The following is a 17,446-nucleotide window of genomic DNA, read 5'->3' as shown; positions in this document are numbered from 1 at the left end:
GAATGTTAATTGGTTTCAATAAAAAAGGCTGCCATGGGCAGCCTTTTTACTTGATGCGGTTCGGTGTTCAACAGTTGCGGAATGCGCAGCCGTGCTTTAGACCAAATTTACGCAGGATGTAAACCATTGGACAGAACCCGGTCAAGCCGGAGATCAGTAAGTTGATGCCGATGAAACCGGTCAACAGTAACCAAGCCGGTGTGAAAGCGTACGCTAGAATGGCGGACAATAGCACCATTGTCCCAACCACTAGCATCATGAATTTTTCAATAACCATCGTTGTTAGCCTCTTGTAAATATCTTTATATAAATGAGCGTTAATAGATATATTTTTCATATAACCCAATATGTTAATTTTATCACAGTCGTGCTCTTTGGTGAAAGAGGGGATTAAATTTCCAGCTATGTCTTTCATTAATTTAATAAAATCGGTATAATCCCGCGTTTATTTTAGTTAGAGAATAAACCGCCGAACGGGATGTTGTAATTCTGTTCACGAACTGGATTTTAATTTTTGAGATTAAACACATGCAAGTAACAGTAGAAAAGCCGGATACAGGCCTTGAACACAAAATTAACGTCACGCTGCCAGCGGGTGATTTAGACAGTAAAGTTGAAAAACGTTTGGCCCAAATGCGTCGTACCGTGAAAATGGACGGTTTCCGCCCTGGAAAAGTCCCTATGAGCATTGTGAAAAAGCGTTATGGCGGTCAGGTTCGTCAGGAAATGATGGGCGAAACGGTTCAGCAGTCTTTCTATGAAGCGATTGCAAACGAATCATTGAATGTTGCCGGTTATCCGCAATTTCAAGAGTTGGATGAAAAAGACGGCAACATCATCTATTCGGCAACTTTCGAAGTTTTCCCGGAAATCAAATTGCCTAAGTTCTCAAGCTTGACCGTGGAAACGGTTAAGTCTGAAGTCACGGATAAAGACGTTGAGAACATGATGACCAAGCTGCGTGAACAAAAAATGGCTTGGAAACCTGCCAGTGCGGCTAAAAAAGCCCGTAAAGGCGAGCAAGTGATTATCGATTTCGTCGGTAAGAAAGACGGCGTTGAGTTTGAAGGTGGTAAAGCCGAAAACGTACCTTTAGAAATTGGTTCCGGTCGCATGATCCCTGGTTTTGAAGACGGAATTATCGGCATGAAAAAGGGAGAGGAAAAAACCATTGAGGTGACTTTCCCAGAAGACTATCAGTCAGAGGAATTGAAAGGCCAGACGGTTACATTCGACATTACCGTTCACTCCGTACAAAAGAAAGTCTTGCCTGAGATCGACGAAGAATTCGTTAAGTCATTCGGCATCGAAGAAGGGACCGAAGAAGCGTTGGTGAACGAAATTCGTTCCAATATGGAGAAAGAATTGCAACGTGCCGTTGAGAACCAAAACCGCACCGCTGTTTTGGATGCGCTGTCTGACAAAGTAGACGTTACTTTGCCACAAGCCCTAATTGACCAAGAAGCGTCGGCCTTGATGCAGCGTCAGGTGGAACAGTTCCAACAACAAGGTTTGAAGGCGGAAGACATCGGTTTGACGTTGGAAACCTTCAAGCCGGATGCGGAAAAACGTGTCAAAATCGGTTTGGTTCTAGGTGAAGTCATCAAAGAAAACAAAATCGAAGCGACGGAAGAAGCGAGAAAAGCGTTTATCGAAGATCAAGCCTCGGCGTATGAAGATCCGAAAGAAGTGATCGACTGGTACGCGAAAAACCCTCAAGCTCAAAAAGAAATCGATGCGATTTTGGTGGAAAAAGAGATTGCCAACACCATCTTGAAAGACGCCAAGGTCAAAGAAGTTTCAAAATCGTTCGAAGAGATTGTTAGCCCGGCTGCTTAACCGCTTTTCAACGTCTGTAAAAAACTTAACTTCTGTTGCAAAATGATGTAATTTTGTAACAAAGTTAAGTTTTTTTTTGCCTGATAAAAAGCTAAGATAGAACCATCTATACGGTAAATTTTTGACGAAACAATTGAAATTTCGAGCCTGCTTTCAGGTCTTTGAAATAAAAACTAAATAAAAATAAAGGTTTATTTGAATGCATTCAACACCGATCCAAGACGCTTTGATTCCAATGGTCATCGAACAAACGAGCCGGGGAGAACGCTCGTTCGACATTTATTCCCGTTTGCTGAAAGAACGCGTCATCTTTTTGGTCGGACAAGTCGAAGACCAGATGGCGAACTTGATTGTCGCCCAGTTGCTGTTTTTGGAATCCGAGAACCCGGATAAGGATATTCATCTTTATATCAATTCACCGGGCGGAAGCGTAACGGCGGGCATGGCCATTTACGATACGATGCGATTCATCAAGCCGGATGTTAGCACCATGTGCATTGGCCAGGCAGCGAGCATGGGATCGTTTTTGCTGTCCGCCGGCGCGGAAGGCAAGCGCTTTGCATTGCCGAATTCCCGTGTGATGATTCACCAGCCGTTGGGTGGTTTTCAGGGGCAGGCTTCGGATATTGAAATCCATGCAAAAGAGATTATGCAAATTAAAGGGCGTTTGAATCAGGCTTTGGCCGACCACACCGGTCAGCCGTTGGATGTGATTGAGCGTGATACGGATCGTGATAATTTCATGAGCGCGCAGGAAGCGTGTGATTACGGTTTGGTTGATAAAGTACTAACACGTCGTTAATAGAAAGAAAAGGCAGTCGGATGAGTGAAAAAACGTTGTATTGTTCATTTTGCGGTAAAGCGCAGGATGAAGTGAAAAAATTGATTGCAGGCCCTTCTGTTTATATTTGTGACGAATGTGTTGAGCTGTGTAATGACATTCTTAAAGAGGAATTCGGCGAAGAAGAATTGAATGCGTTCGAGTTGGATAATTTGCCGACGCCGCATGAAATCAGCCAAATTCTGGACGACTACGTCATTGGCCAGTACCACGCCAAAAAAGTGCTGTCGGTGGCGGTGTATAACCACTACAAGCGTTTACAAAACGGTTATCAGAAAGACGATGTCGAACTGAACAAAAGTAATATTTTGCTGATTGGGCCGACCGGTTCCGGTAAAACCTTGCTGGCTCAGACTCTGGCGCGCTTGCTGGATGTCCCATTCGCCATCGCCGACGCCACCACGCTGACCGAAGCCGGTTATGTGGGGGAAGATGTTGAGAGCATTGTGCTGAAACTGTTGCAACGTTGTGACAACGATGCGGAAAAAGCCGAAAGAGGCATTATCTATATCGATGAAATCGATAAGATTACCCGTAAATCGGAAAACCCATCGATTACGCGCGACGTATCCGGCGAAGGGGTTCAACAGGCGCTTCTGAAACTGATTGAAGGCACCGTTGCGAACATTCCTCCGCAGGGCGGGCGCAAGCACCCGAACCAGGATATGATTCAAGTTGATACCTCGAAGATTCTGTTTATCGTCGGTGGGGCGTTCGAGGGGCTGGATAAGCTTATCGAGCAGCGTACGGATAAGAATACAGGCATCGGCTTCTCGGCTGAGGTGAAGTCGCAAGACACCAAGGCATCATTGTCGGAACGTTTCCAGGGCATCGAGCCGGAAGATTTGGTCAAGTTCGGTTTGATTCCGGAATTTGTCGGGCGCTTGCCGGTGGTCGCGGCTTTGGAAGAGTTGGATGAGAAAGCCTTGATTCAAATTCTGACCGAACCGAAAAACGCTTTGGTCAAACAATATCAGAAAATGTTCGAGCTGGAAGGCGTGGAACTACAGTTTCGTAAGGATGCCTTGACGGAAATCGCCAAAATGGCGATCGAACGTAAAACCGGTGCGCGTGGGTTACGCTCCATTTTGGAGAAAACTTTGCTTGATACCATGTACGACCTACCGAGCATGCAAAATGTCGAGAAAGTTGTGATTAACAAAGCCGTTATCAAAGGCAGTAAAAAGCCGATGCTGATGTACCATGAATCGGACGAAAAAGTTTCCGGGTAATTAACGGTTGCCACTGCGTGGACGCGTGGATAATAACGATAAAAAAGATTGGAACGCATTATGGACATAGACCAAATTGAATTTAAAACCAACGTGTTTGTTTTAGCTTTACGCGACGTGGTGGTTTTTCCCGGGATGGTGGTGCCGTTGTTTGTCGGTCGCCCGAAGTCAATGAATGCATTGAATGCGGCCATGAAAGAAGATAAGCAGATTTTCCTGATTACCCAGAAAAATGCCACCGAGGAGACGCCCACCATCGATAACCTTTACCGCATCGGGGTGATGGCGAATATTCTGCAATTGCTGAAATTGCCGGATGGAACCTTGAAGGTGCTGGTGGAAGGGGTTAAGCGCTTTGACTTGCTGGGATTGAACAACGAAGAGTCTTTCCTGACCGGTGACATTCAGCAGGTGGAGTCGGACGAAAGCTTGGATAACGATGGGGTGGTGCTGGTGCGCACCATTCAAGAGCGTTTTCAGGATTATGCGGATTTGAAGAAAAAGATTCCATCTGAAGTCCAGAAAAGCATTCAAAAGACGACCGAACCGAATCGTTTGGTGGATACTATTTCCGCGAATTTGAAATTGGGCATTGAAGAAAAACAGCAATTGCTGGGAATCTTGTCCATCAATGATCGTTTGGAACACATTCTCAGTACCATCGAAACCGAGATCGATTTGTTGGAGTCGGAACAGCGCATTAATTCGCGCGTTAAGAAAAAGATGGATCAGACCCAGCGAAACTTCTATTTGAACACCAAGCTGCAAGCGATTCACGAAGAGCTGGGCGAAGCTTCGGAAGACGGCGTCAGCGAAATGGCCAAGTTGAAAGAACAAATCGATGCGGCCGGTATGACGCCGGATGCCTTGAAGGTGGCCGAAGAAGAGTTGAAAAAACTCAAAATGATGTCACCGCAATCGCCGGAAGCCAATATTGTTCGCACTTATATTGAGTGGTTGGTGGCGATTCCGTGGAAGAAGCGTACCCGTGTTTCTAAAGACTTGAATAAAGCTCAGGCGATTTTGGATAAACAGCATTACGGCTTGGAAAAAGTCAAAGAACGGATTATTGAATATTTGGCAGTCCAGAAGCGCGTTAAAAAGATGAAAGGGCCGATTCTGTGCTTGGTGGGGCCTCCGGGGGTCGGTAAAACCTCTTTGGCTCGCTCCATTGCAGAAGCCACCAACCGTCATTACGTGCGTATGTCATTGGGTGGTGTGCGAGACGAAGCGGAAATCCGCGGCCACCGTAAAACCTATTTGGGTGCCATGCCGGGACGTGTGATTCAAAAAATGAAAACCGCCGGAACTCGGAACCCGCTGTTCTTGTTGGACGAAATTGACAAAATGGCGCGTGACCAGCGCGGCGATCCAGCCAGTGCGTTGCTGGAAGTATTGGATCCGGAACAAAACAAGGCGTTTAACGACCATTACCTGGAAGTCGACTATGATTTGTCCGACGTCATGTTTGTGGCAACATCGAATTCCATGGATATTCCGGAACCGTTGTTGGACCGAATGGAAATCATCGATTTAGCCGGTTACACCGAAAATGAGAAGCTTAATATCGCTTCCCAACATCTGTTACCGCGTGAAATGAAAGATCACGGCTTGAAAAAAGACGAAATTGAAGTGCCGCGTGAATCGATTTTGAAGATTATTCAAACCTACACCCGCGAAGCCGGTGTGCGATTGTTGGATCAGAAGTTGGCGAAAATCTGTCGTAAATCGGTTAAGGAAATCGTTACGGGCGAGGCCGAAGCGCCGATTCAGGTGTTGCCGGAGGATTTGGAAAAATACCTCGGTGTCGCCAAATACCGTTTCGGTCTGGCGGAAGAAAAAAACCAGATCGGGCAAGTGGCCGGTTTGGCCTGGACACGTGTTGGCGGTGACTTATTACGCATTGAAGCCACGGCTATGCCCGGAAAGGGGAAAAACACCTCAACCGGTCAATTGGGCAGTGTGATGCAGGAATCGACGCAAACCGCGATGAGCGTCATTCGCAGCCGTTCCAAAGAATTGGGGTTGGAAGACGATTTCTATGAAAAACAAGATATTCATTTGCACTTTCCCGAAGGGGCTATTAAAAAGGATGGGCCGAGTGCGGGGATTGCGATTTGTACCGCCATTGCGTCGGTGCTGACCCAAATTCCGGTACGTTCCGATGTGGCCATGACCGGTGAAATTACCTTGCGTGGTGAAGTCTTGCCGATTGGGGGCTTGAAAGAAAAATTGCTGGCGGCGGCGAGAGGCGGCATTAAAACCGTTTTGATTCCGTATGAAAATGTCCGGGATTTGTCGGAAATTTCCGAGGAAGTGAAAGCCGGTTTGGACATTCATCCGGTGCAATGGATTGACGAAGTCTTTAAGATTGCATTGGAATCCATGCCCGAAATCGACGATGCAGAGGCGCTTGCGGACATTAGCATGAAAGATGCCGAAATGGACAAAATCATTGCAAATAAAGAAACTTCCAAGCAAATTCTTAAAAAAGGTCAGAAAAGGCATTAATTTTGTAAATTTTTCCTCTGAACAGGCTTGACAGTAAATGTTGAACGCTGATATAACTACCACAAGCCTTAATTTGGGTGGAAAGAATACTTAATACTTATGGAGAAACTCACATCATGAATAAGACCGAATTAGTTAGTGCGATCGCTGAAGAAGCAGGTTTAACGAAAGCAGATGCCGCTAAAGCGCTAGAAGCAACTGTGTCCACTGTTACAAAAGCCTTGAGCTCAGGTGATTCAGTCGCCATCATTGGATTTGGTACTTTTAAAGTTGGTGAGCGTTCAGCACGTACTGGTCGTAACCCTCAAACAGGTGCAGAAATGCAAATCCCTGCGGCAAAAGTTCCTAAGTTCTCAGCTGGTAAAGCACTTAAGGACGCTGTTAACTAAGACCGAATTTGTCTTAATAGCTGTCACAACCCCTCAAATTTAATCAAATCAATAGGTTAAATTCTGAGGGGTTTTTTTATGTCAGAAATTTGTAAAAAAAGCATCCAAATTGTTTGACAACGTCGCTTAAGTACTTATAATACGCCCATCAGTTGAGGCAAGCTCAGACAGCGTCTGAAACGGCCTCAAGCGCAAAAGAATAGATCAGAGTTGGGTGATTAGCTCAGTTGGGAGAGCATCGCCCTTACAAGGCGAGGGTCACTGGTTCGAGCCCAGTATCACCCACCAGTTTTGATTCGATTCGGAGTGGTAGTTCAGTTGGTTAGAATACCTGCCTGTCACGCAGGGGGTCGCGGGTTCGAGTCCCGTCCACTCCGCCATTATTTGCACTGATTCGAATTGTTTCTACGATTCGGGTGATTAGCTCAGTTGGGAGAGCATCGCCCTTACAAGGCGAGGGTCACTGGTTCGAGCCCAGTATCACCCACCATTATTATTTCGATGATTTCCAATCATCATCCCTGTTCGGAGTGGTAGTTCAGTTGGTTAGAATACCTGCCTGTCACGCAGGGGGTCGCGGGTTCGAGTCCCGTCCACTCCGCCATTTATCGATTCTCGATTTCCTTTTTCTTATTTAAAAATAACCTTTCACAGGCCTTTGCGGTTTTGTTTTCTACGGTATTTTCTATCCGTGCTTCAGGCATAAAAAAAGCCCCTTGCGGAGCTTTTGTATGAAATGACCAGGCCTGGCCATTTTTTGATGATATCAGTTGCTGGCTGTGGTGTTGTAACCGCCATCCACGTAAGTGATTTCACCGGTGATGCCTGATGCCAGGTCTGAGCATAGGAACGCGGCGGTGTTGCCGACTTCTTCGATGCTGACGTTACGACGCAGTGGCGTGGCTGCCGCGGCTTTATCCAGCATGCTACGGAAGTCTTTGATGCCGGAAGCCGCTAGGGTGCGGATCGGACCGGCCGATACGGCATTAACACGGATACCATCTTGTCCCAAGTCGGCCGCCAGGTAACGTACGGTTGCTTCCAGAGACGCTTTGGCGATGCCCATGACGTTATAGTTTGGAACGGCTCTTTCCGCACCCAGGTAAGAGACGGTGAGGACCGAACCGTTGTTTTTGTTCAGCATGTCATAGCCGGCTTTGGTCAAAGCTGTCAGGCTGTAAGCAGAAATGTCGTGCGCCACCGAAAAGCCGGAGCGGGTTGAGGCGTCAATCATGCGGCCTTCCAATTCCTCACGCGGTGCGAAAGCGACCGAGTGAACCAGAATGTCCAAACCGTCCCATTGTTTGCCCAGTTCGGCAAAGACGTTGTCGATTTGTTCGTCGGACGTGACGTCCAAAGGGAGAACGATGCTGCTGCCCAGTTCTTCGGCGATTTTCTCAACGCGACCTTTCAGTTTTTCGGTTTGATAGGTCAGGGCGATTTCCGCACCTTGTTCGTGCATTTGTTTGGCGATACCGTATGCGATGGATTTGTTATTCGCGACCCCGACGATCAGGGCTTTTTTTCCCGCAAGAAATCCCATTTTGACTCCTTTGTTCTACTAGGTTGTTTCCGAAAAATGTACAAAAATAATTTGGGTCATTATAACGTTAAAATCGGGCTATAATGATCTTCTTTTTATTTGAAAAACCATTCGTAATTTTGATAACCTAGTCGGAATGTCGAGTCGATTCAAATCTCTCTTATAAAGCGGATGAAGCGTGGTTGGTAACTTCTTAAAAATCAGTGTGATTTTATCGGTAATCATGTTTTTTTCCGGCTGTGACGGCAGCCGTTGGAACAATCCTTATGAACTGTCGCAAGTGGAAGAGCCGGTGCTGTTTTCGGCTTTTTCATCCCGCCCGAAACATCTTGATCCGGTGATTTCTTATAATGCCAACGAGTGGTCGATTATCAGCCAGGTCTATGAACCGCCGCTGCAATACCATTATTTGAAACGCCCTTATACCCTTGAGCCTTTGACCCTGACGGAAATGCCCACAGTGACCTTTTTAAATCAGGCCGGGGAAGTGGTGTCGGAGGATTCCGGCGAGGTTGCCTTTTCGGAATATCGGCTGCAGCTGAAACCCAACATCTATTTCCAACCCCATCCGGCCTTTGTCAAAGATGCGCAGGGGCAACCGGCATTGGTGTCGCTTACCAACGAGCAGTTGGAAGGTATCCGCACCTTGGAAGACTTTACCGAAACCGATACCCGTCCTTTGACCGCGGACGATTATGCTTATGCCATCAAGCGTATGGCGGTGACCAGTAATCATTCGCCGATTCTGGGTACGATGAAGCCGCTGATTGTCGGCATGGCATCGTTTTCGAAAGCGGTGTCGGCGCAACCGGTAACGGTACCCGAGCTCAGACAGAAGGATTTACCCGGCGTGCAGGTGGTGTCGGACCGTGAATTGCGCATCCGCATTCATGGGGTTTATCCGCAATTTCTGTATTGGTTGAGCATGAATTTCTTCGCGCCGATTCCTTGGGAAGCGGAGGTGTTTTACGATCAGCCAGGCCTGGCGGAAAAGAATATTTCATTGGACACCTATCCGGTCGGCACCGGCCCGTACCAATTGGTGGAAAATGACCCGAACCGTCGCATGCGCCTGTTGGCTAACCCGAATTACCACCACGGTTTTTACCCGACCGACGGCTTGCCGGACGATGCGAATCCGAATCTGCTGAACGATGCCGGAAAGCCGCTGCCGTTCATTAAGGAAGTCATCTATTCCCTGGAAAAGGAAAGTGTGCCGTTATGGAATAAGTTCTTGCAAGGGTATTACGATGCCTCCGGTGTCAGTTCGGACAGCTTCGATCAGGCGATTTCGGTTTCTTCCGGCGGCGATTTGAGTTTGACCCCCGAGATGCGGGACAAAGGCATTCGCTTTCTGAATGTGGTGGAACCCACGGTGTTTTATTTCGGCTTCAATATGCTTGACCCGGTGGTCGGCGGCTACAGTAAGAAGCAGCGCAAACTGCGTCAAGCGATCAGCATTGCGCTGAACGAGGAAGAATTCATTTCCATTTTCCTGAACGGGCGTGGGGTGGCGGCGCAAGGCCCGATTCCGCCGGGTATTTTCGGTTTTGAACCCGGCAAGGCGGGCATGGATCCGTTTGTGTATGATTGGCGAAACGGTCGTCCGCAACGCAAATCGATTGAAGAAGCCAAACGCTTGCTGGTCGAAGCGGGTTACCCGAATGGCCGTCAACCGAACGGCGACCCCTTGGTGTTGCATTACGATACGGCGGCCACTGGCCCGAACAGCAAATCACAGCTTAATTGGTACCGTAAGCAGTTTGCCAAGCTGGGAATTGAGCTGGTGATTCGCGCCACCGATTACAATCGTTTTCAGGACAAAATGCGCACCGGGCAAGGGCAGATGTTTTCCTGGGGTTGGAACGCGGATTACCCCGATCCGGAAAACTTCCTGTTCCTGCTGGACGGCGAGCAGGCGACCGTTAAAAACAAGGGCGCGGGTATCAACTACGCCAATTACGATAATCCGGAATTCAACCGTTTGTTCAAGCAAATCAAAACCATGTCAAACGGGCCGGAGCGTTTAGAATTGATTCGCCAAATGGTGCGCATCGCGCAACAGGACGCGCCTTGGTCTTGGGGCTTTAATCCGAAAAGCCTGGCGCTGTATCACAGTTGGTACCACAATGCCTGGGCGAACCCGTTGGCGAATAACACCTTAAAATACAAGCGCTTGGACCCAAAACTTAGAGCGGAAAAACAGGTTGAATGGAATCCACCGGTGTTGTGGCCATTGATTTTGGTGCTGGTCCTGTTATTGGTGTCCATTTACCCGTTGGTACGTGCCTATCAAAAACGGCAAAAAACCGCAATTGAAACGCATGACTCGGGAGGCGTGTAAATGCTGGCTTATATCGTAAGACGCTTGTTGTTCGCCGTTCCGATTTTGATCGGGGTGAACCTGATTACCTTCGTACTGTTTTTCATGGTGAATACACCGGACGATATGGCGCGCACGCATCTAGGTGCCAAGCAGACCACGCCGGAAATGATCGAAGCCTGGAAGCAGGACCACGGTTACGACAAACCGCTGTTCTATAATGAAAAAGCGCCAGGCCTGGGCGTTTTGACCGATACCTTGTTTGTGAATGAATCCGTCAAGCTCTTTACCTTTGATTTCGGTCAATCGGATGACGGTCGGCAGATTTCCGCCGACATTCAGGAGCGTATGTGGCCGAGTCTGGCTATTGCCTTGCCGACCTTCCTCATCGGTTTGGTGACCAATATTTCACTGGCGTTGTTGATTGTCCTGTTTCGAGGCTCGGTACTCGACAGCGTGACCATGATGGTGGCGGTGGCGATTATGTCGATTTCCGGGTTGTTCTACATCATCGCCGGCCAGGTGCTGTTCAGCAAAATTTGGCATTGGGTGCCGATTTCCGGTTACAGCGAAGGCTGGGATGCCTTTAAGTTCCTGATTTTGCCGGTGGCCATCGGTGTTTTCGCCGGGTTGGGTGCCGGCGTGCGTTGGTATCGCAGCATTTTCCTGGAAGAAATCAATAAGGATTACATCCGCACGGCTCGGGCCAAAGGCTTGTCCGAAATCAAATTGCTGTTCGGCCATTTATTGCAAAACGGGTTGTTGCCGATTCTGACCGGCGTTGTGGTGGTGATTCCGAGCTTGTTCATGGGCAGCTTGATTATGGAGTCTTTCTTCGGTATTCCAGGCCTGGGCAGTTATACGATTGACGCCATCAATGCGCAGGACTTCGCCATCGTGAAGTCGATGGTGTTCCTCGGTTCGGTGTTGTACATCATCGGCCTGATTCTCACCGATATTTCCTATACGGTGTTTGACCCGAGAGTGAGGTTGGACGGATGATGGACATCAGCTTGGAAATGCTTTGGACGGATTACATGATCTGGGGGCTGATGCTGGCCTTGCTGGTGTGGGCGCGTTTGATCAGCCGTTCACCGCAGGTGCGTCAACAATGGCTGCAGATTTTTGAATCGCGTTTGGCAATGATTTCCGCGATTTTGTTGATGGTGTATTTGTTGATTGCCCTGATGGATTCGGTGCATTTCCGCGTTGACGCGTCGTCCACGCAGTTATCGGATAATCAAAGTGTGCTGGACACCGTCTTACCGCATTTGGCGAGTGATCAGGAACGCACTTACTCCGCACCGTTTGCGACGACCGAATACAACAAGAGTTTGGAAGTCGGCGACGATGGTCGCGTCGAACAGCGTTACCGTCCCTTGACGCATGTGGAACCGGTGTCGATTGTTCAGGCCAGTTTGGAAGCCGCTTTAGCCGGATTACTGATCGGCTTGTTGTTGATTTTATTGCACGCCTTGTGGCGCTCACGGGTTCACCGGCAGTCGTTACTGGCTTACAGCCGCCAAGTATGGCTTAACCAAACACGCCTGCCTTGGCGGACCGGCTATTTAACGCTGATATTGGTGGTTGTCTTTTTGACTTGGCTGTATCACCTCAGTTTCTTCTACCATGTGTTCGGAACCGACAAGGTGGGCAATGATGTCTTGTACGAATCCTTGAAAAGTATCCGCACCGGCGTGTTGATCGGGGTGCTGACCACTTTGGTGATGTTGCCGCTATCGTTGATTCTGGGCATCAGCGCGGGTTTGTTCCGCGGCTGGGTGGATGACGTCATCCAATACATTTACACCACCTTGAACTCGATTCCCGGTGTTTTGTTGATTGCCGCCGCCGTCCTGGTGATGCAAGCGATTATGAGCAACAATCCGGAATGGTTCAGCAGCACGGAAGAGCGAGCGGACATTCGATTGCTGTTCTTGATTTTCATTCTCGGCATGACCAGTTGGACCGGACTGTGCCGATTGCTTCGCGCCGAAACCCTGAAAATCAGCCAAGTCGATTACGTTACGGCCTCGAAAGCGTTTGGCGTCAGCCGCTTCCGCATCATAGGCCGCCACATCATGCCGAATGTCATGCACATCGTATTGATCGCGGTGGTGCTGGATTTCAGTGGCCTGGTGTTGGCGGAGGCCGTTTTGTCGTACGTTGGTGTCGGGGTGGACCCGACCATGCACAGTTGGGGGAATATGATCAACCAGGCGCGCTTGGAAATGGCGCGGGAACCCATGGTCTGGTGGTCGCTGTTTTCGGCTTTCTTCTTTATGTTTATCTTGGTGCTGGCCGCCAATTTATTCTCGGATCGAGTGCAGACCGTGCTGGATCCGCGTAATCAGAAATAATGTTAGGATGAATCTATGGCATCACAAGAACCCGTATTGAGCGTTGAACACCTGGCAATCAAAGCCGGTGAAACTTCGCTGGTCAAAAACATCAGCTTTCAGATTCAACCGGGGGAAATTTTCGCGTTGGTCGGGGAATCGGGCAGCGGCAAATCCCTGACGTCATTAGCGATTATGCGTCTGCTGCCGGAAGCACTGGACATCACCGGCGGGCAAATTGTGCTCAACGACGAAAGTCTGTTCTTGTTGCCAGAAGTGAAAATGCAGCGAGTGCGCGGTCAGCAAGTGGCGATGATTTTTCAGGAACCGATGACATCCTTGAACCCGGTCATGAAAGTGGGGGATCAAGTCGCGGAAGCCTTGAAGGTTCATTTAAAAATGAATCGTCAGGCCGCCCGCAAAAAGGTGATCAGCCTGTTTGAGGAAGTCGGCATTCCCGACCCGGAGGCACGTTACGACTGGTATCCACACCAATTGTCCGGTGGGCAGAAGCAACGCGTAATGATTGCGATGGCGTTGGCCTGTGAGCCGGATTTATTGATTGCCGATGAACCGACGACCGCTTTGGACGTCACCATTCAAGCCCAGGTGTTGGAGCTGCTGAAACGGTTGCGCGATGAGCGAGGCCTGGCGATTTTGTTTATTACTCATGACATGGGCGTGGTCAACGAAATGGCGGATCGCGTGGCGGTGATGAAGCAGGGTGAATTGGTCGAGCAGGCCGATAAAGCGCATTTCTTTGCCAACCCGACCCATCCGTATACCCAAAAACTGCTGGCCGATGCCGTGCCGAAACTGACTTACAAGCCGGTTTCGGAAGCGCGCAGCCTGTTGCGCATCAGCGATTTGAAGGTGCATTTTCCGATTAAAAAAGGCATTTTCCAGCGCACCGTCGGTTATGTGAAAGCGGTAGATGGCGTCAATCTGGCGATTAATCGCGGGGAAACCTTGGCGCTGGTCGGCGAATCCGGCAGTGGCAAAAGCACCATCGGGCAGGCGATTTTACGCTTGGTGGACGCGACGTTCGGCGAAGTGGAGTTTCATACCGAATCGGAAATCGTCGATTTGCTGCCCTTGAATGAACGCCATATGAAGCCGTTTCGCAAACGGGTGCAGGTGATTTTTCAGGACCCGTTCTCGGCGCTGAACCCGCGAATGCAGATTCGTGACATTATCCGTGAAGGCATGAACACCTTGAAGGTCGGCCCGAAAACGCTGGCCGAACAGGATGACCGCATTGATGAATTGTTGGAGCAGGTCGGGCTGCTGCCGGAGCACAAGTTCCGTTATCCGCATGAGTTCTCCGGCGGCCAGCGCCAGCGCATCGGCATTGCCCGTGCCTTGGCGGTGGAGCCGGAACTGATTATCTGCGACGAGCCGACCAGCGCCTTGGACGTATCGGTACGGGCGCAGGTGTTGGAGCTGTTGAACCGATTGCAGCAGCAATATCACATGTCGTATCTGTTCATCACCCACGACCTATCGATTATTCCCGCCATCGCCCATCAGGTGGCGGTGATGAAAGAAGGGCAGATTGTCGAACAGGGGCCGGTGGAAGACATTATGCTGAACCCGCAGCATGACTACACTCGCAAGCTGTTGGATTCCGCGCCGGAGTTGATTAAACAGGCCTTTAATCGTCCGCCAGAGACACCAACACTTTAATTCAAGCGAGTATGAAAAGTCACCAGGCCTGGCGACTTTTCAGGAAAGTGCTTTCACCTTCAATCAGGTTTTGGCCTGACCTTCCAGTTCAGCAATGCATTGCATGGTTTTCAACACCGAATCCGGATTCAAACTGATGGAGTCAATACCCAGTTCAATCAAGAACTCGGCCATTTCCGGATAATCCGACGGCGCCTGACCGCATAGTCCGGAGTGCAGACCATTGCGTTTAGCTCCTTCAACCGCCCATTTAATCATGGTTTTCACGCCTTCGGCACGTTCGTCGTAACTGTCTGCGACCAAAGCGGAATCCCGATCCACACCAAGCACCAGCTGCGTCAAATCGTTCGAGCCGATGGAGATACCGTCAAAGTAGGGCGCGAAGGCATCCATTTCAAGTACATTGTTGGGAATCTCGCACATCATATAGATTTTCAATGCATTTTTATTACGCTTTAAACCATGTCTTTCCATGGTTTCGATCACTTTTTGCGCTTCGACCACACGCCGCACAAACGGAATCATCACGATGACATTGCTGAAGCCCATTTCTTCGCGCACGTGTTTGATGGCTTGGCACTCCAGAGCAAAGGCCGGCTCAAACGCCTCGGAAATATAACGCGATGCGCCTCGATAGCCCAACATCGGGTTTTCTTCGTCGGGTTCGAAATATTTTCCGCCCAGCAGGCTGGCGTATTCGTTGGATTTAAAGTCCGACAGGCGGACCACAACCGGTTTCGGATAGAAGGCGGCGGCAATGGTACCAATCCCGCTGGCGAGTTTGTCGATGAAAAAGGCTTCGCCGTTATCGTAACCGTTAATGAGTTCTTCGAGTTGTTCGCGAACGGTTTTGGCGGTGACTTTTTCCGGTCGCAGTAGGGCAAGCGGATGGGCCTTGACCGACTCGTTGATGATGAACTCCATTCTCGCCAGTCCGACGCCTTGGTTCGGGATGAAGCTGCTTTGAAACGCCAGTGCCGGATTGCCGAGATTGAGCATGATGTCGGTTTTCGGCATATCCAAATCGGACAGGTCGGTTTCATGGATTTCAAACGGTTGCTTGCCAAGATAGACTTTGCCGGTGTCGCCCTCGGCGCAGGAAACGGTGACTTCCGGGTTGGATTCCAGCTCCTTGGTAGCGTGCGGACAGCCGACAATGGCGGGAATACCGAGTTCGCGGGCAATGATGGCGGCGTGGCAGGTCCGGCCACCGCGATTGGTGATAATGGCCGACGCGATTTTCATCACCGGTTCCCAATCCGGGGTGGTGATGTCGGTGACGAGGATTTCACCGGCTTTGAATTGGTCGATGTAGGCCACGTCCTGAATCACGTGGGCCTGGCCGTGAGCGACTTTGCTGCCGACGGCACGGCCTTCCACCAGAATTTGCGCATCCGGTTCCGGAGTGATTTGATAGGTTTTCAACTGGGTGCCGACCTTCTGGGACGCAACGGTTTCCGGGCGCGCCTGGACGATGTAAAGTTGTCCATCATCGCCGTCTTTGGCCCATTCAATGTCCATCGGGCGTTGAGCACCGATTTTGTCACTGTAATGTTTTTCAATGCGGATGGCGTAATCGGCCAGTTTTAAGACTTCCTCGTCGGTGATGCAGTAAGCCTGGCGTTCGGCGAGGGAGGTGCTGATGTTGCGCACCGGCGATTTATGGGCGTCCGCTGCATAAATCATTTTGATTTTCTTGGCGCCAAGGTGGCGACGCAGTACCGTTCGGTAACCTTGTTCAAAGGTTGGTTTATGGACATAGAATTCGTCCGGGTCGACGGCGCCTTGAACGACGTTTTCGCCCAGACCGTAAGCACCGGTAATGAACACCGCATCTTTAAAACCGGTTTCGGTGTCGATCGAGAACATCACCCCGGAGGCGGATAAATCGGAACGCACCATTTTTTGGATACCTATCGACAGTCCGACATCAAAGTGATTGAACCCTTGGTCGATTCGGTAATGGATGGCGCGGTCGGTGAACAAGCTGGCAAAGCAGCGTTTACAGGCATCGAGCAGGGCGGTCTCACCGCTGATGTTGAGGTAGGTGTCCTGTTGCCCGGCGAAACTGGCGGTGGGCAGGTCTTCCGCCGTTGCCGAGCTGCGAATGGCCATGGTAATCGGCGTGGTGAAACAGTCGCTTAAAACGTGATAAGCGTCGAGAATTTCGTCGATCAACGCTTGTGGCAGATCGGCATGGTAAACCAATTGCCGTGCGGCCTGACCGCGTTCGGCTAAATCGGTTACGCTGGATTCGTCGAGCGGGTCAAGAATGTCATGAAGCTTGTCCCACAAGTCATTTTCCGTTAACACGGCTCGATAAGCCTCGGCGGTGACGGCAAAACCGTTTGGTACCGGAACGCCGACTGGGGTCAGGGCTTGAAACATTTCTCCCAGGGAGGCGTTTTTGCCACCCACCAATGGAATATCATCAATTCCAATCTCATCAAAAAAACGAATATAACGCCGCTTTGCCATGATGTTCTCCTAACCCGAATATTTCACAAATTTGCACCGATTTTGCTTGTTCCTTGATTCCACAAGAAATATTTTCTCAGTCGGCCGTAATCACCGATACGACGCTTCTTCGAAAATTTCCTTGTGAAACCAATGCTCTGCGCAATCTCAGCACAAATTCATGAAACATTCGGCTAAAAAGTTGTATAGTTTGTAAGGTGTTAATGCTGTGTAACATCATACGCCCTTCCCAGGCGTATTCAAACCCAAATAAAAACACATCCGG

General features: G+C 49.6%; 12 protein-coding genes and 4 tRNA genes. 13 read left to right on the top strand and 3 right to left on the bottom strand.

Features of this window, described 5'->3' with window-relative positions; all coding sequences use genetic code 11:
- Positions 1-67: 67 nt before the first annotated feature.
- On the bottom strand, positions 68-259 hold the full coding sequence (locus AYJ59_RS07445) for a YgaP family membrane protein (protein ID WP_237260290.1): 192 nt from the start codon (positions 257-259) through the stop codon (positions 68-70).
- A 269-nt stretch (positions 260-528) separates the two neighbouring features.
- Between AYJ59_RS07445 and tig the strand changes: the two genes are divergently transcribed.
- The 9 genes from tig (at position 529) to AYJ59_RS07400 (ending at position 7,416) form a co-directional block, all read left to right on the top strand.
- Positions 529-1,839, top strand: coding sequence for a trigger factor (gene tig, locus AYJ59_RS07440; protein ID WP_127119736.1), 1,311 nt, complete (start codon positions 529-531; stop codon positions 1,837-1,839).
- A 199-nt stretch (positions 1,840-2,038) separates the two neighbouring features.
- Entirely contained in the window at positions 2,039-2,641 is a 603-nt protein-coding gene (clpP, locus tag AYJ59_RS07435) for an ATP-dependent Clp endopeptidase proteolytic subunit ClpP (RefSeq protein WP_029938084.1), read from the top strand.
- Positions 2,642-2,661: 20 nt separating this feature from the next.
- Entirely contained in the window at positions 2,662-3,912 is a 1,251-nt protein-coding gene (gene clpX / locus AYJ59_RS07430; RefSeq protein ID WP_029938085.1) for an ATP-dependent Clp protease ATP-binding subunit ClpX, read from the top strand.
- A 60-nt stretch (positions 3,913-3,972) separates the two neighbouring features.
- Positions 3,973-6,423, top strand: a complete 2,451-nt coding sequence (gene lon / locus AYJ59_RS07425; RefSeq protein ID WP_127119735.1) for an endopeptidase La — start codon at positions 3,973-3,975, stop codon at positions 6,421-6,423.
- Between the two features lie 116 nt (positions 6,424-6,539).
- Complete coding sequence (locus AYJ59_RS07420; RefSeq protein ID WP_029938087.1) at positions 6,540-6,812, top strand: HU family DNA-binding protein; 273 nt, start codon at positions 6,540-6,542, stop codon at positions 6,810-6,812.
- 212 nt (positions 6,813-7,024) lie between these two features.
- Positions 7,025-7,100: transfer RNA gene (locus tag AYJ59_RS07415), tRNA-Val, on the top strand.
- Between the two features lie 15 nt (positions 7,101-7,115).
- A tRNA-Asp gene (locus AYJ59_RS07410) sits at positions 7,116-7,192 on the top strand.
- Positions 7,193-7,226: 34 nt separating this feature from the next.
- Positions 7,227-7,302: transfer RNA gene (locus tag AYJ59_RS07405), tRNA-Val, on the top strand.
- 37 nt (positions 7,303-7,339) lie between these two features.
- Positions 7,340-7,416 (top strand) — tRNA-Asp (locus AYJ59_RS07400).
- Positions 7,417-7,578: 162 nt separating this feature from the next.
- Here the strand turns inward: AYJ59_RS07400 and AYJ59_RS07395 are convergent.
- On the bottom strand, positions 7,579-8,355 hold the full coding sequence (locus tag AYJ59_RS07395; RefSeq protein ID WP_029938088.1) for an enoyl-ACP reductase FabI: 777 nt from the start codon (positions 8,353-8,355) through the stop codon (positions 7,579-7,581).
- Positions 8,356-8,533: 178 nt separating this feature from the next.
- On the opposite strand from AYJ59_RS07395, the gene AYJ59_RS07390 reads away from it, so the two are divergent.
- From AYJ59_RS07390 to AYJ59_RS07375, 4 genes are read left to right on the top strand one after another with little or no spacing between them, the layout of a single operon-like run.
- Positions 8,534-10,699: an ABC transporter substrate-binding protein gene (locus AYJ59_RS07390; RefSeq protein WP_335930351.1), complete on the top strand. Its 2,166-nt coding sequence runs from the start codon at positions 8,534-8,536 to the stop codon at positions 10,697-10,699.
- Entirely contained in the window at positions 10,700-11,680 is a 981-nt protein-coding gene (locus tag AYJ59_RS07385; RefSeq protein ID WP_127119734.1) for an ABC transporter permease, read from the top strand.
- Positions 11,677-13,038: an ABC transporter permease gene (locus AYJ59_RS07380; RefSeq protein ID WP_237260289.1), complete on the top strand. Its 1,362-nt coding sequence runs from the start codon at positions 11,677-11,679 to the stop codon at positions 13,036-13,038. Before AYJ59_RS07385 ends, AYJ59_RS07380 begins: the two co-directional genes overlap by 4 nt.
- 15 nt (positions 13,039-13,053) lie before the next feature.
- Complete coding sequence (locus tag AYJ59_RS07375) at positions 13,054-14,703, top strand: ABC transporter ATP-binding protein (protein ID WP_127119733.1); 1,650 nt, start codon at positions 13,054-13,056, stop codon at positions 14,701-14,703.
- 63 nt (positions 14,704-14,766) lie between these two features.
- On the opposite strand, the gene ppsA is transcribed toward AYJ59_RS07375, so the two are convergent.
- A complete protein-coding gene (ppsA, locus tag AYJ59_RS07370; RefSeq protein WP_127119732.1) occupies positions 14,767-17,181 on the bottom strand; it encodes a phosphoenolpyruvate synthase in 2,415 nt (804 codons plus the stop codon).
- Positions 17,182-17,446: the final 265 nt, after the last annotated feature.

The sequence above is a fragment of the Thiomicrospira sp. S5 genome, assembly GCF_003991075.1.
Lineage (GTDB): Bacteria > Pseudomonadota > Gammaproteobacteria > Thiomicrospirales > Thiomicrospiraceae > Hydrogenovibrio > Hydrogenovibrio thermophilus.
The sequence above is the reverse complement of the archived record's forward strand: the minus strand, read 5'-3'. Positions and strand labels throughout refer to the sequence as shown.